Origin of the sequence: Bradyrhizobium sp. NDS-1 (genome assembly GCF_032918005.1) — a bacterium.
Lineage (GTDB): Bacteria > Pseudomonadota > Alphaproteobacteria > Rhizobiales > Xanthobacteraceae > Bradyrhizobium > Bradyrhizobium tunisiense.
This window is the reverse complement of record NZ_CP136628.1, coordinates 6943709-6957763: the sequence shown is the minus strand read 5'-3', so window position 1 is coordinate 6957763 and position 14055 is coordinate 6943709. Positions and strand designations below refer to the sequence as shown.

Here is a 14055-nt window from a genome sequence, read left to right as displayed (position 1 = left end):
GGTCAGAACTGGAAGTAGATGAACGCGCTGTCGGGTCCCGCTTCGAGATAAGCGAGCGCCGCGAGCGCACCATAGAGTTAGGGCTCCCATCGCCGCAACCGTCCTTCGACGAACGTGCCGATGCCGATGTGCTGGATGATCACCGGCAAGGCGTAGAGCAAAGCGAGATTGGTGAACAGCTTTGGCGGATTGGGGACGTCGGTCGCGATGAACATCCCCTTGAGGTAGCCAAGCGCGTGATCGAAATTCGGCAACTTGAAGAAGATCCAGAGCATCGTGACGCAGAAGAACACGATGCCCATCCGGATCACCCGCACCGCGGGGCTTGTATTGCCGAGAAGGTTCAGGAACGGCCGCTCGATGACCCCAGCAGCAGCCCGTGCGCCATGCCCCACAGCGCGTAGCTCAGGCTCGCGCCATGCCAGAGGCCGCCGAGCGTCATCACGATCATCAGGTTGAGATAGTTCGCAGCCGTCCATGCCGGTTGCCGCCGAGCGGAATGTACAGATAGGTCCTGAGCCAGCTCGACAGCGAGATATGCCAGCGCGTCCAGAATTCGGAGAACGAGGTCGAGATGTAGGGCAGGTTGAAGTTCACGGGCAGCCGATAGCCGAACAGCAGCCCGAGCCCGAGCGCGATCGCGGAGTAGCCGAAGAAGTCGGCATAGATCTGGTAGCTGTAGAGGAACACGAGCAGCCAGCGGTCCTGCGTGCGCAGCGTCTCGTAGAGCGGGAAGTCCATGTAGGCCGTCATCTCGTTCAGATTGTTCGCGACGTACAGCTTGAAGAAATAGCCGACGAGAATCCACTTTGCCGCCTCGACGAAGGCGACGTCACCGATCTGCTTGGGAACGATCTGCGGCATGAACTGGGCGGCGCGCGTGATCGGCCCGGAGACGAGCTGCGGGAAGAAGATGATGTAGAGGAATACGTCGCGCAGCGGCGCGGTGCGTTTCTCGCGGGTCAGGTCGACCAGCAGGCTGATATTGTGGAACACGAAGAACGAAATGCCGATCGGCAGCGGCAGCCGCAGCAGGAAGTCGATCGGTGCGGCGCCGGTCAGATCGGCCGCGCCGGCGTCGACGAACAGGAATTTGTACTTGAAGAACGCCAGCAGGCCGAGATTGAAGACGATGCCGGCCGGCATCCAGACAGCGCGGTTCTCGAACGCGAGCACCAGGCAGGCATGGGTGCCCAGAACCGCGACGAGCAACAGCGGCAGCAACTCCGTTTGCCCCAAGCCGTAGAAGAACACGCTTGCGGCCACCAGCAACTGCACCTGGAAGCGGCGCAGAGGCGGCAGGTAATACGCGCCGAACACGACCGCGACGAAGATGCCGAACTGAAAGGAGGTGAAAGTCATGCCGCCCCGCGTGCCCGGTCCGGCGTGTAGCATTTTTGCGGGAGCGGTCCTAGCCTTGCGCAGGACTACGACTGGGATGGCGACTTCGGATCAAGTGCGCGCGCGGGTGTGAGGCCGGCACAGTCCGGGGCGGCTTGCAATTGCATCGGAGGCGCAGTCCTCTTACCCTGGAGGGGGAGGGTCGTTCGCGCGAAGCGCGAGCGGGGTGGGGTGAAGCCGCAAAAATGGTCTCAACATCGATCCGACGCGCCGCCGCAAAGAAGCTGAGGGCGAACACCACCCCACATGAGCGGATCTTGTGGCGGGCTCTCAAGGATATTCCGATCGAGGGGTCGCACTTCCGCCGGCAGGCGCCGATCGGCCCTTACATCGTTGACTTCCTCTGCCCGGCCAAGCGCTTGGTGATCGAGCTCGATGGCGGACACCACAACGAAGACGACACGGCCGTACGGGACCTCGAACGCCAACGCTGGCTGGAACGCGAAGGTTACCGCGTTGTCCGGTTCTGGAATCTGGAGATCACGAGCGACCTGACTGCCGTGCTCGAACGCATCTATGTCGAGCTATACGGTTCGCGCGAGGCGGAAACCTGGCCTTTGAAGCACCGCAGAACCTAGCTTTGGCCCGCTCTCGTCTTACCCTCCCCTGGAGGGGGAGGGTCGCTACGCAGGGAGCGAAGCGACATGCGTAGCGGGGTGGGGTGACAGACCATCTGCGAATGCGGTGCTTATGGATGCGCGGCGAAGCTCGTTCTGGCGAGAACGAAAGACTGCCGTTGTGGCTTCACCCCACCCCGCTCGCGCTTCGCGCGATCGACCCTCCCCCTCCAGGGGAGGGTAAGAGGCACCACCATTCATCCAATCTTGACCTTCCGCCTCCAATCCGCTCCCTTTGCCGCGACACAATGATCCCTCAGGGAAAACGCCAAGGGTAAGCCGCCATGTCTTTCGTTCTCGCCATCGACCAGGGCACCACCTCCTCGCGCGCGATCGTGTTTCGCGGCGACATTTCCATTGCGGCGAAGGCACAAGCCGAGTTTCCGCAGCATTTCCCGGCCTCGGGCTGGGTCGAGCACGAGCCGGAGGACATCTGGACCTCGACCGTGAACGTGTGCCGCGACGCGATCGCGCAGGCCGGCATCAAGCCTAAGGACATCGCGGCGATCGGCATCACCAACCAGCGCGAGACCACGGTGGTGTGGGACCGCGCCACCGGACAGGCGGTGCACCGCGCCATCGTCTGGCAGGACCGCCGCACAGCCGACATCTGCGCGAAACTGAAAGCCGACGGCCGCGAGCCGGTGATCTCCAGGAAGACCGGACTGATTATCGATCCCTATTTCTCCGGCACCAAGGTCGCCTGGATCCTGGATCACGTTCCCGGCGCGCGGGCACGGGCCGCGCGCGGCGAACTGATGTTCGGCACCGTCGACTGCTATCTGCTCTGGCGCCTCACCGGCGGTAAGGTGCACGCCACCGACGCCACCAATGCCTCGCGCACGCTGCTGTTCAACATCCACACCGGCGAGTGGGACGACGAGCTCCTGGAGATCATCGGCGTGCCGCGCTCGATGCTGCCCGAGGTGAAGGATTCCTCCGCGCGCTTCGGCGAGAGCACGCCCGATCTGTTCGGCGGCCCCATCGTCATCTCCGGCATCGCCGGCGACCAGCAGGCCGCGACCATTGGACAAGCCTGCTTCCGCCCGGGCATGATGAAGTCGACCTACGGCACCGGCTGTTTTGCCTTGCTCAACACCGGCACCACGCCCGTGGCGTCGAAGAACAAGCTGCTCACCACCGTCGCCTATCAGCTCGACGGCAAGCGTACCTATGCGCTCGAAGGCTCGATCTTCGTCGCCGGCAGTGCCGTGCAATGGCTGCGCGACGGCCTCGGCATCATCAAGCACGCCGCCGAGACGGGACCTCTCGCCGATCAGTCGGACTCCATGCAGAGCGTTTATCTCGTGCCGGCCTTCGTCGGCATGGGTGCCCCCTACTGGAATCCGCGCGTGCGCGGCGCGTTATTCGGCCTCACCCGCAACACCGGCCCCGCCGAGCTCGCCCATGCCGCGCTGGAAAGCGTCTGCTACCAGACCTTCGACCTCTGGGCGGCGATGCGCGCGGACTGGCCGAGCTCGGAAACCGCCAGCGTCGTGCTCCGCGTCGACGGCGGCATGACCGCGTCCGACTGGACCATGCAGCGCCTCGCCGATCTCCTGGATGCGCCCGTCGACCGCCCCGTGATCCAGGAGACCACGGCCCTCGGCGCCGCCTACCTCGCCGGCCTCCAGGCCGGCGTCTATCCCGAGCCGACCAAATTCGCCGACAACTGGCGCCTCGAGCACCGCTTCAAGCCGAACATGAGCCAGGCGACACGGGAGCGGAAGCTTGCCGGCTGGGCGCGCGCAGTGAAGGGCGTGCTGGCGAGCGACGAGGGGGAGGGGTAGGGGTACACGCTCTCTCTCCACGTCATTGCGAGGAGCTCTTGCGACGAAGCAATCCAGAGTCCCTCCGCGGAAAGATCCTGGATTGCTTCGCTACGCTCGCAATGACGGAGTGTGAAGCTGCTGTCGCTCCTTGAAACGGCACCGCCCGCTGGCTCAATATCAAGGGTACCAACGAACCATGATCCTTCCCGATGGCTATTCCGACGTCCCTGCCGGCAAGATCGCCGCCGTCGTCACCCATCTGGAGATGATCGAGCGGCCCGCGCGCCGCGACGATCCCCCCAGCGCCTGGACCCTGCGCAAGGTCGATGCCCCCGCGCTTCCCTGGTACCGCGATCTCTTCCGCCGCGTCGGTGAGGACTGGCTGTGGTTCTCGCGCGCCCGTATGAACGACGCCGAGCTCGCCGCGATCATTCACGCGCCCAATGTCGAGGTCTACGCGCTGGGCGTGGACGGCCGCGACGAAGGCCTGCTCGAGCTGGACTTCCGCGAGCCCGGCCAGTGCGAGCTGGTCTATTTCGGCGTCACCGCACCCTTGATCGGCACCGGCGCCGCCCGCTTCCTGATGAACCGCGCGCTGGAGCGCGCCTGGTCACGCGACGTCAGCCGGGTCTGGGTCCACACCTGCACCTTCGACCATCCTTCGGCCGTGGCGTTCTACCAGCGCTCCGGCTTCCGCCCCTTCCGCCGCCAGATCGAGGTGGCGGACGATCCGCGGCTCGATGGAACGGCACCGCGGACAGCGGCGAGGCATGTGCCGATCATTGAGTAGTACGCGGCTGTCGGCCCACCGTCATTGCGAGGAGCCCTTGCGACGAAGCAATCCAGACTGCATCCGCGGAGAAAGACTGGATTGCTTCGCTACGCTCGCAATGACGGAGTGTGTTGGAGATGTTAGTCGACTAACTCGCGATTCGCGCACCCCGGATGCGCGCAGCGCGATCCGGGGCGACTTCCTGGTTGCTGCGCTCTCCGCCGTCATCCAACAACAACACTCGGCTCCGGCAGCTCATACGGAGCGAGACGCCATAATCGCTCTGGGAGCGGCTGCACAGGAGGAGCCTGAAGTTCTCCGTAGCTGGAAAGCAGTGGGACGCTAGGCATCCAGCGATGGATGACGAACACCACGCGATATTGCTTGGCCGCAGGCATCCTTTGCCTGTAGTCGGTCCTGATTTCCGTCTCGCCGTCTGCCGTCAGGAACATCTCGTTCCACGCCATCTCCGAGTGGTCCTTTGGGTTGACCGGATCAATTTGAGCGAAGTCATGGGGATTGAATTGTAGGTCCGGATTCTTCACCAGCACCTCGAGAACCGCGGCGTTGTCCATATAGAAGCGCAGTTCGCTTTCCAAATCTTGTCGCTCCTCAGGAGTCAACGGCCACAACTCGTTACCCCTGCCGCCGACACGGAGGACATCCTTAACTTCTTCGCTGAAATTAGGCGGATCGTGGGAATCGATCAGCTCCCGGATGAAGCGGGCATAGGCGGCCTTGTCCGCGCTGAATGAGTAGACACCCACGATACTGAGGGAGGGAGGTTGATCCGTCACGTCGCTCTGGCCCTGTGCGGGGCCTACCATGATTGACGCGACGCAGGCAATCAAGCCGCCGCGTAGTTCCGTTATCTCTTTTCCAATCAGCTGTCGAAATTCACCGCCGTCGTGTTCGCCCCGCAGACCAGCACCGCGACGCGCTCCTTGAGCGACGGACGATAACGGCCGGAGAGCACCGCGGCAAACGCGGCCGCGCCGCCGGGCTCGGCCACGAGGCGCAGGCTGGACCACAGCGCGGCCTGGGCCTGCCGGATCGCATCGTCGCTGACCAGAACGACGCGTTCGACATGAGCGCGCGCGACCGGAAACATCAGCTCGCCGACGCGCCGCGGCGCAAGGCTGTCGGCGGCGATGCCGCCGGCCGGCGCATCGACCGGCGCGCCGGCCGCGAACGCAGTGTGCAGGGTTGGCGATTGCTCCGGCTCGACCGCGACGATGCGCGTCCGGCCCCCGAACCAAGCTGCGATGCCGCCGATCAATCCGCCGCCGCCGACCGCGACCAGCAGCGTGTCTAAGCCGGGCGCGTCCTGCTCCAGCTCCAGGCCGACGCTGCCCTGGCCGAGCAGGGTTTCGGCCTGATCGTAGGCGTGGACGGCAAGCGCGCCGGTCTGTGCGACGTGGGACTCGCTCGCTGCCAGCGCATCGGCATAGCGATTTCCCGCAACTACGAGCTTTGCGCCATAACCCCTGATGCGCTCGGCCTTGGCCGGCGAGGTGATGTCGGGCACGAAGATCGTCGCGGGAAGGCCGAGCCGCTGTGCCGCGTAGGCGACAGCCGCGCCGTGATTGCCGCCGGATGCGGCGACGACACCGGCCTGCGGCACCTGCCGCAGCAACAGATTGGCGAAGGCGCCGCGCGCCTTGAACGATCCGGAATGCTGCAGCATCTCGAGCTTGAACGTGACTGGCGCCGCCGGCAGGCCGAAATCGGCGAGATCGGCCTGAAGAAGCGGCGTGCGCCTGATATGCGGACGGATGACGGCCTCGGTCGCCGCAATCCGCTCCCGCGTGATGTCAATTGTCGCTGTCATGAGGCGTTCAGAATACCCTATCGGCCGGTTGACATCAATTAGGTAATTAGCAAAATGGCTAAATGAAATTTGCCGTCGCGTTACGGGCGCTCGCCAACGAACGCCGCCTGCAGATCCTGGAATGGCTGCGGGATCCCAGGAAGCATTTTCGCGAGCAGGCCGATGGCGACCTGGTCGAGGACGGCGTCTGCGGATTGCTGATCGCCGAAAAGCTCGGCGTCAGCGCCCCGACAGTGAGCGAGCACATGCGGGTGCTGACATCAGCCAAGCTGGTGCGCGCCAAGCGGATCAAGCAATGGACGATGTACAAGCGCAACGAGACGGCCATCGCCGCGATCAAGCGATCGATCCAGGACGGGCTTTGACCGTGTGGTACGTGACGCTGTCGCCGGCGTCGTTGCAGCCGGCGCAACACACCATTTCCAAGATATTTGTTGCGCCGCACCGAGCTGGTCGTGGAGACTGATCGGCCCTGCCTCGTCCAACCGGGAAGAACGCGAACCATGTTCCTGATCGGCCAATATGATTCCCCCTTCGTCCGCCGCGTCGCGATTGCGCTGCGGCTTTATGGCCTCGCCTTCGAGCACCGGCCGTGGTCGACCTTCGGCGATGCCGACAAGATCGCGCCGTACAATCCGCTGCGCCGGGTGCCGACCCTGGTGCTCGACGACGGCGAGGCGCTGATCGAGAGCACCATCATTCTTGATTATCTCGACGACCTCGTTGGTCCCGAGAAGGCGATGCTGCCGCGCGCTGGCACCGAACGCCGCAGGCATTTGCGCATCTGCGCGCTCGCATCCGGCCTCGGCGACAAGGCGGTCAGCCTGCTCTACGAGCGCGTGCTGCGGAAGGAGCAGCTCGCGCTGTGGGTCGAGCGCTGCCAGGCGCAGATCGGCGACGTCCTGAAAGTGCTGGAGGCCGAGCGCGTCAAAGTGACGACGCCGTACTGGCTGGGAGACCGCATCGGTCACGCCGACGTCGCAGTGGCCTGCGTCGTCCGCTTCACCCGCGAAGCGCATCCGCAACTGTTCGATGCTTCGCCCTATCCAGCTCTGAGCGCGCATGCCGAGCGCTGCGAGGCGTTGACGCCGTTCAAGGAAATCGTGCAGCCGCTGGCGCCGCCGAAGGGGTAGGGCTTCCTTCCCTCCCTGGAGGGCAGGGTTATCGCATATGAGTTCTTGGCAGGGCCTGAGCAAGCGCCTCGTCCTTCGAGACGACCGCTTCGCGGTCTCCTGCTGCCGCACACTCCGTCCTCATCCTGAGGAGCCGCGCTCTTCGCGGCGTCTCGAAGGATGGCCGCAGGGAGAAGCACTCGAATGCGATAGACCGGTTCCCGCATCTCGCTTCGCTTGCCCGACGCTGCAACGCGCTTTCGGCAAAACAGAAATAACCCAGCCTTTTCAACCCCATCACTACTGTGCATGGGGTTGTTTTCTCAATTTTTGTTTTGGCGGCGTCTCTAGCCCGCGCCGGCGCGCTTCTTCTGCCAGACGAGGTGCACCGCGCAGGTACAGCCTGGCGGATGCGAGGCGAGATCCTTTGACGTCTCGTCGTTCGCCGGCGTTGCCGCAAAGGCTTTGTCGGTCTGTTGCGACGGGATGTAGTTCAGCACCGGCGCGAGCCAACGCTCGGTCTCCGCGACCGTCATGCCCTTGCGCGCAGCGTAATCCTCGACCTGGTCGCGCTCGATCTTCCCGACGCCGAAATAATAGCTCTCGGGGTTCGCGAAATAGAGCCCGGATACGGAGGAGCCCGGCCACATCGCAAAGCTCTCGGTCAGCTTCACGCCGGCCGTGGCCTCCGCATCGAGCAGCTCGAACAGCGTCGCCTTCTCGGTGTGATCGGGCTGGGCGGGATAGCCGGGCGCGGGGCGGATGCCCTGGTACTTTTCGAGGATCAGTTCCTCGGTCGAGAGCGCCTCGTCCGGCGCATAGGCCCAGAACTCGCGGCGCACGCGGGCATGCATGCGCTCGGCGAAGGCCTCGGCGAGCCGGTCGGCGAGCGCCTTGCACAGGATCGAGGAATAGTCGTCGTTGGCCATCTTGAAGCGATCGGCCACCACATCCTCGCCGATGCCGGCGGTGACGACGAAGCCGCCGACATAGTCGGGCACGCCCGGGGGCGCGACGAAATCGGCGAGCGCTGCGTTGAAGCGGCCCTCGCGCTTCTCGAGCTGCTGGCGCAGCGTGTGCAGCGTCGCGATTGGCTTGATGCGGCTCTCGTCGGCGTAGAGCAGGATGTCGTCGCCTTCGGCGTTGGCCGGCCAGAAGCCGATCGTCGCGCGCGCCCGGAACCACTTTTCCTTGACGATGGTGTCGAGCATCTTGCGGGCGTCGTCATAGAGCGAGCGCGCGACCTCGCCGACCTTGGCATCGTCGAGGATGGCGGGGAAGCGGCCCGCGAGCTCCCAGGTCTGGAAGAACGGCGTCCAGTCGATGTAGGGCACGAGCTCGCCGAGATCGTAATCGTCGAAGCTGCGGATGCCGAGGAAGGTCGGCTTCACCGGCCGGCTCCTGGCGAAATCGACCGGCACGCGGTTGGCGCGGGCAGCGGCGAGTTTCAGGCGCTTCTTGTCAGCCTGCGCGCGCAGATGTGCATCCGAGATCTTGGCGTATTCCGCCCGCACCTCGGCGGCGTAGGCCTCGCGCTTCTCCGGCGAGAGCAGCGAGGAGGCGACGCCGACGGCGCGGCTGGCGTCGTTGACGTGCACGACGGGACCGGCGCGATAGCTCGGGTCGATCTTGACGGCGGTATGCACGCGGCTGGTGGTGGCGCCGCCGATCAGCAGCGGCAGCTTGAGGCCTTCGCGCTGCAATTCGCCGGCGAAGAACGCCATCTCGTCGAGCGAGGGCGTAATCAGGCCGGAGAGCCCGACGATGTCGGCCTTCTCCGCCTTCACGGTCTCGACGATCTTGGCCGCCGGCACCATCACGCCGAGGTCGATGACCTCGAAATTGTTGCATTGGAGCACGATGCCGACGATGTTCTTGCCGATGTCGTGGACGTCGCCCTTGACCGTCGCCAGCACGATCTTGCCGGCGGAGGAGGAGCCCTCCGTGCCGATCCCGTTGGCGAGGTTGCGCGCCTTCTCCTCCTCCATGAACGGCATCAGCCAGGCCACCGCCTGCTTCATGACGCGGGCGGACTTCACCACCTGCGGCAAGAACATTTTGCCGTCGCCGAAGAGATCGCCGACCACGTTCATGCCGGCCATCAGCGGTCCCTCGATCACGTCGAGCGGGCGCGATGAATTCTTGCGGGCTTCCTCGGTGTCCTCCTCGATGAATTCGGTGATGCCGTGCACCAGCGAATGCGACAGCCGCTTCTCCACCGGCCATTCACGCCAGGCGAGATCGGCTTCCTTGCTCTCCGTCTTCTTGCCGCGGAACTTCTCGGCGAGTGCCAGCAGCCGCTCGGAGGCACCGGGATCGCGGTTGAGGACGACGTCCTCGCAGGTCTGGCGCAGCTCGGGGTCGATGTCGTCATAGACGATCATCTGCCCGGCATTGACGATGCCCATGTCCATGCCGGCCTTGATGGCATGATACAGGAACACCGAGTGCATGGCCTCGCGCACCGGCTCGTTGCCGCGGAACGAGAACGACAGGTTGGAGACGCCGCCGGAGATGTGCGCGCCCGGCAGGTTCTGGCGAATCCAGCGCGTCGCCTCGATGAAGTCGACGCCGTAATTGTTGTGCTCCTCGATGCCGGTCGCGATCGCAAAAATGTTGGGATCGAAGATGATGTCCTCGGGCGGGAAGCCGACCTTGTTCACCAGGATGTCGTAGGCGCGCTTGCAGATCTCGGTTTTGCGCGCGAACGTATCGGCCTGGCCGACCTCGTCGAACGCCATGACGACGACGGCCGCGCCGTGGCGACGGGCAATCTTGGCCTCGTGGATGAACTTCTCCTCGCCTTCCTTCATCGAGATCGAGTTGACGACCGGCTTGCCCTGCACGCATTTCAGGCCGGCCTCGATCACCGAGAATTTCGAAGAGTCCACCATGACGGGGACGCGGGCGATGTCGGGCTCGGCGGCGACGAGGTTGAGGAAGGTCACCATCGCGGCTTCGGAATCGAGCAGCCCCTCGTCCATGTTGACGTCGATGATCTGTGCGCCGTTCTCGACCTGGTCGCGTGCGACCTGCAGTGCGGCGGTGTAGTCGCCGGCGGTGATCAGCTTGCGGAAGCGGGCCGAGCCCGTGACGTTGGTGCGCTCGCCGACATTGACGAAAGGAATCGCGTCCGTCAGCACAAACGGCTCGAGGCCGGAGAGACGCAGTCGCGGCGTAATCTCCGGCACGGTGCGCGGCTTGTGCGGAGCGACGCTAGCTGCGATCGCCGCGATATGGTCCGGCGTGGTGCCGCAGCAGCCGCCTACGATGTTGACGAGGCCGTCGCGTGCGAACTCGCCGACGAGGCGCGCCATGTATTCGGGCGTCTCGTCATATTGGCCGAATTCGTTGGGCAGGCCAGCATTGGGGTAGGCGCAGACGAGCGTGTCGGCGACGCGGCCGATATCGGCGATATGCGCGCGCAAATCTTCGGCGCCGAGCGCGCAGTTGAAGCCGATGGTGATGGGCTTGGCGTGGCGCACCGAATTCCAGAACGCCTCCGGCATCTGGCCCGAGAGCAGGCGGCCGGACTTGTCGGTGATGGTGCCCGACACCATCACGGGCATGTCGATGCCGCGTTCTTCGGTGATCTCGGCGATCGCATAAAGCGCCGCCTTGGCGTTCAGCGTATCGAAGATGGTTTCGACCAGCAGCAGGTCGACGCCGCCGTCGAGCATGCCGTTGATCTGCTCGCCATAGGACTTGCGCAGATCGTCGAAGGTGACGGCGCGGTAGCCGGGATTGGACACGTCGGGCGAGATCGAGGCGGTGCGGTTGGTCGGGCCGATGGCGCCCGCGACGAAGCGCGGCTTGCCGTCCTCGGCTTCGACGCGCCTTGCGGCATTGCCGGCGAGGCGGGCGCCTTCGCGCGCCATCTCGTAGACGATGTCGGTGAGGTCGTAATCGGCCTGCGCGATCGAGGTCGTGGAGAAGGTGTTGGTGGCGACGATGTCGGCGCCGGCACGCAAATACGCCGCGTGGATGTCCTCGATCGCCTGCGGCTGCGTCAGGATCAGCAGGTCGTTGTTGCCGCGCAGGTCGCGATGGAAGTTCTTGAAGCGCTCGCCGCGGAAGGCGGCCTCGTCGAACTGGAGGTTCTGGATCATCGTGCCCATGGCGCCGTCGAGCACGAGAATGCGTTGGCGCGCGGCGTTGAGCAGGGCAGTTCGCTTCGGAGAGGTGGATACGGTCATGGTGTCTTAAGCCGCCTTCTGCGCGCTCTTGGCGCGGATGCCGAGCAAATGGCTGATCGCGAACACGAGATCGGCGCGGTTCATGGTGTAGAAATGGAAGGTGTCGACGCCGTGCTTGGCGAGCTTCTGCACCTGGCCGGCGGCGACCGTCGCAGCCACCAGCTTGCGGGTCTCGGCGTCGTCATCGAGGCCCTCGAACTTCGCGGCGAACCAGTCGGGCACGGTGGTGCCGGCGCGGGTGACGAAATTGCGCGCCTGCTTGAAATTGTGCATGGGCATGATGCCCGGCACGATCGGAATGCTGATGCCGCGGGCGCGGACGCGGTCGAGATAGCGGAAGTAGAGATCATTGTCGAAGAACACCTGGGTGATCGCGCGGCTCGCGCCGGCGTCGACCTTGGCCTTCAGTGTGTCGATGTCGGCGTCGAAGTCGCGCGCCTCCGGGTGCTTCTCGGGATAGGCCGAGACCGACACCTCGATATCGGCATGCCGCTTCTTGATCCCCGCGACGAGCTCCGCCGAGCTCTGGTAGCCGTCGGGATGGCTGGCATAGGGCGTGCCGATGCCGCCGGCGGGATCGCCGCGCAGGCCCACGATGTGGCGGACGCCGACCTCGTGATAGCGGTCGACGATCTCGTCGATCTCGCCGCGCGAGGCGCCGACGCAGGTCAGATGCGCCGCCGGCAGCAGCGCGGTCTCCTTCAGAATACGCGAGATGGTGGAGTGCGTCCGCTCGCGGGTCGAGCCGCCGGCGCCGTAAGTCACCGACACGAATTTCGGGTCGAGCGGGGCGAGCCGGTTGATGGTCTCCCAGAGATTGCGCTCCATCTCTTCCGTCTTCGGCGGAAAGAACTCGAAGGAGATCGCAGGCCGCTTCAGGTGCCCGTCTTGCCCGTCGGCGCGGGCAGGAATCGTCAGATCGGTCATGGCCCCACTCACTCCAGATTTGTCGCCGGGTTTCGGCGGCCGACGGTCAGGTTCTCGCTTGGATGACCTAAGATACGGCAAAGGCAGTTTGATCTACAGCCCATCGCGGATGGGAAGTGGCCCACTTAACGCGAATTCCTCTGAGTATCGTTATCCTGGGACTGAGCTGTGGGAGGTGAGATTGGTCTAAAATATCGTGAAAATTCAATAAAATATGACTGCCGTCATCATGATGCACGCCGAGAATGAAGGTGGGCAGAATGATTTTACGGTCATGCCTCTGTCAACTGTCCCAACGTCCACCAGATGGCCGTCCGCCGCCCGCACACGTCAGACCTGCGCAGCCGACCCATTGCCGCGTCGCCGCCCGCAACTAACTTAGCGCGCCATGATTCCGCTTTCCGTCCTCGACCTCTCCGTCGTCACCACGGGCACCAGGCCTGCCGCGGCGCTGCGCAACAGCATTGATCTGGCCCGCCACGTCGACGGGCTTGGCTATGTCCGCTACTGGCTCGCCGAGCACCACAATCTCGCCTCGGTCGCGAGCCCCGCGCCCGACGTCATGATCGGACAGATCGCCGCCGTGACGAAGCATATCCGCGTCGGCTCCGGCGGGGTGATGCTGCCCAATCACGCGCCGCTGGTGGTGGCCGAGCGCTTCAAGATGCTGGAGGCGCTGTTTCCCGGCCGCATCGACCTCGGCCTCGGCCGTGCGCCCGGCACCGACGGAGCAACGGCTTACGCGCTGCGCAGCCGGCTCGACCGCGGCGAAGGCGACGATTTCCTGGAGCGGCTCCACGAACTGATTCTGTGGCAGACGCGCGAATTCCCTGCAGGCCACCCCTACAACAATGTCGTCGCCATGCCTGACGACACCGCTTTGCCGCCGATCTGGCTGCTCGGCTCCAGCGATTATTCCTCGGAGCTGGCCGCGCAAGTCGGCATGGGCTTCGCCTTCGCCCATCATTTCGCGTCCCACGATGCGATCGATGCGATGGTGCATTACCGCAACCGCTTCCAGCCGTCGGCCTGGCGTGCGAGTCCGCACGCGATCCTCGCAGTCGCGGCCATCGCGGCCGATACCGATGAGGAAGCCGAACGTCTCGCCTCTTCGTTCGACCTCAACCGGCTGCGCCGCGACCGCGGTCAGTATCTGCCGCTGCCGAGCGTCGAGGAGGCGCTGGCCTATCCTTACTCCGACGCCGAGCGCACCTCGATCCTCCGCAACCGCTCCCGCCTGTTCGTCGGCAGCCCCGCGACGGTGCGGAGGAAGCTGCAGCCGCTGATCGACGCGAGCAAGCCGGACGAATTGATGGTGATCACCGCCGTGTATGACCACGAGGCGCGAAAGAAGTCGTATTCGCTGCTGGCGGAGGCGTTTGGGCTGGCGAAAAGCGAAGTCGCATAACCCGCCCTCGTGCTCCGGC

At 64.7% G+C, this 14055-nt stretch carries 12 protein-coding genes; 6 read left to right on the top strand and 6 right to left on the bottom strand.

Going from position 1 to position 14055, the window contains the following annotated elements:
• Positions 1-77: 77 nt before the first annotated feature.
• On the bottom strand, positions 78-395 hold the full coding sequence (locus tag RX330_RS32470) for a hypothetical protein (RefSeq protein ID WP_317241196.1): 318 nt from the start codon (positions 393-395) through the stop codon (positions 78-80).
• 55 nt (positions 396-450) lie between these two features.
• Complete coding sequence (locus RX330_RS32465) at positions 451-1362, bottom strand: MBOAT family O-acyltransferase (RefSeq protein ID WP_317241195.1); 912 nt, start codon at positions 1360-1362, stop codon at positions 451-453.
• 224 nt (positions 1363-1586) lie between these two features.
• On the opposite strand from RX330_RS32465, the gene RX330_RS32460 reads away from it, so the two are divergent.
• The 3 genes from RX330_RS32460 to RX330_RS32450 all read left to right on the top strand — a co-directional run bounded on the left by RX330_RS32460 (position 1587) and on the right by RX330_RS32450 (position 4580).
• The gene (locus RX330_RS32460) at positions 1587-1979 is read left to right on the top strand and encodes an endonuclease domain-containing protein (protein ID WP_317241194.1); all 393 of its coding nucleotides are present in this window, start codon (positions 1587-1589) and stop codon (positions 1977-1979) included.
• 323 nt (positions 1980-2302) lie between these two features.
• Complete coding sequence (glpK, locus tag RX330_RS32455; RefSeq protein ID WP_317241193.1) at positions 2303-3808, top strand: glycerol kinase GlpK; 1506 nt, start codon at positions 2303-2305, stop codon at positions 3806-3808.
• A 178-nt stretch (positions 3809-3986) separates the two neighbouring features.
• Complete coding sequence (locus RX330_RS32450; RefSeq protein WP_317241192.1) at positions 3987-4580, top strand: GNAT family N-acetyltransferase; 594 nt, start codon at positions 3987-3989, stop codon at positions 4578-4580.
• A 206-nt stretch (positions 4581-4786) separates the two neighbouring features.
• Here the strand turns inward: RX330_RS32450 and RX330_RS32445 are convergent, their stop codons facing one another.
• Together RX330_RS32445 and RX330_RS32440 are read right to left on the bottom strand one after the other, a co-directional pair.
• Positions 4787-5389: a hypothetical protein gene (locus tag RX330_RS32445; RefSeq protein WP_317241191.1), complete on the bottom strand. Its 603-nt coding sequence runs from the start codon at positions 5387-5389 to the stop codon at positions 4787-4789.
• Positions 5390-5445: 56 nt separating this feature from the next.
• Entirely contained in the window at positions 5446-6393 is a 948-nt protein-coding gene (locus RX330_RS32440) for a threonine/serine dehydratase (protein WP_317241190.1), read from the bottom strand.
• A gap of 62 nt (positions 6394-6455) precedes the next feature.
• Between RX330_RS32440 and RX330_RS32435 the strand changes: the two genes are divergently transcribed.
• Together RX330_RS32435 and RX330_RS32430 are read left to right on the top strand one after the other, a co-directional pair.
• Positions 6456-6758, top strand: a complete 303-nt coding sequence (locus RX330_RS32435) for an ArsR/SmtB family transcription factor (RefSeq protein WP_024340569.1) — start codon at positions 6456-6458, stop codon at positions 6756-6758.
• 138 nt (positions 6759-6896) lie between these two features.
• The gene (locus tag RX330_RS32430) at positions 6897-7526 is read left to right on the top strand and encodes a glutathione S-transferase family protein (RefSeq protein ID WP_317241189.1); all 630 of its coding nucleotides are present in this window, start codon (positions 6897-6899) and stop codon (positions 7524-7526) included.
• Positions 7527-7852: 326 nt separating this feature from the next.
• Here RX330_RS32430 and metH read toward each other — a convergent pair whose 3' ends face one another.
• Both metH and metF read right to left on the bottom strand, forming a co-directional pair.
• Complete coding sequence (gene metH / locus RX330_RS32425) at positions 7853-11701, bottom strand: methionine synthase (RefSeq protein WP_317241188.1); 3849 nt, start codon at positions 11699-11701, stop codon at positions 7853-7855.
• Between the two features lie 6 nt (positions 11702-11707).
• Entirely contained in the window at positions 11708-12628 is a 921-nt protein-coding gene (gene metF, locus RX330_RS32420) for a methylenetetrahydrofolate reductase [NAD(P)H] (protein ID WP_317241187.1), read from the bottom strand.
• Positions 12629-13016: 388 nt separating this feature from the next.
• Between metF and RX330_RS32415 the strand changes: the two genes are divergently transcribed.
• Complete coding sequence (locus tag RX330_RS32415; RefSeq protein ID WP_317241186.1) at positions 13017-14036, top strand: LLM class flavin-dependent oxidoreductase; 1020 nt, start codon at positions 13017-13019, stop codon at positions 14034-14036.
• Positions 14037-14055 lie beyond the last annotated feature (19 nt).

Coding starts and splice junctions, on each gene's coding strand:
- RX330_RS32465 (WP_317241195.1), bottom strand. CDS start 1,362: ATGACTTTCACCTCCTTTCAGTTCGGCATCTTCGTCGCGGTCGTGTTC.
- RX330_RS32460 (WP_317241194.1), top strand. CDS start 1,587: ATGGTCTCAACATCGATCCGACGCGCCGCCGCAAAGAAGCTGAGGGCG.
- glpK (WP_317241193.1), top strand. CDS start 2,303: ATGTCTTTCGTTCTCGCCATCGACCAGGGCACCACCTCCTCGCGCGCG.
- RX330_RS32450 (WP_317241192.1), top strand. CDS start 3,987: ATGATCCTTCCCGATGGCTATTCCGACGTCCCTGCCGGCAAGATCGCC.
- RX330_RS32445 (WP_317241191.1), bottom strand. CDS start 5,389: ATGGTAGGCCCCGCACAGGGCCAGAGCGACGTGACGGATCAACCTCCC.
- RX330_RS32440 (WP_317241190.1), bottom strand. CDS start 6,393: ATGACAGCGACAATTGACATCACGCGGGAGCGGATTGCGGCGACCGAG.
- RX330_RS32435 (WP_024340569.1), top strand. CDS start 6,456: ATGAAATTTGCCGTCGCGTTACGGGCGCTCGCCAACGAACGCCGCCTG.
- RX330_RS32430 (WP_317241189.1), top strand. CDS start 6,897: ATGTTCCTGATCGGCCAATATGATTCCCCCTTCGTCCGCCGCGTCGCG.
- metH (WP_317241188.1), bottom strand. CDS start 11,701: ATGACCGTATCCACCTCTCCGAAGCGAACTGCCCTGCTCAACGCCGCG.
- metF (WP_317241187.1), bottom strand. CDS start 12,628: ATGACCGATCTGACGATTCCTGCCCGCGCCGACGGGCAAGACGGGCAC.
- RX330_RS32415 (WP_317241186.1), top strand. CDS start 13,017: ATGATTCCGCTTTCCGTCCTCGACCTCTCCGTCGTCACCACGGGCACC.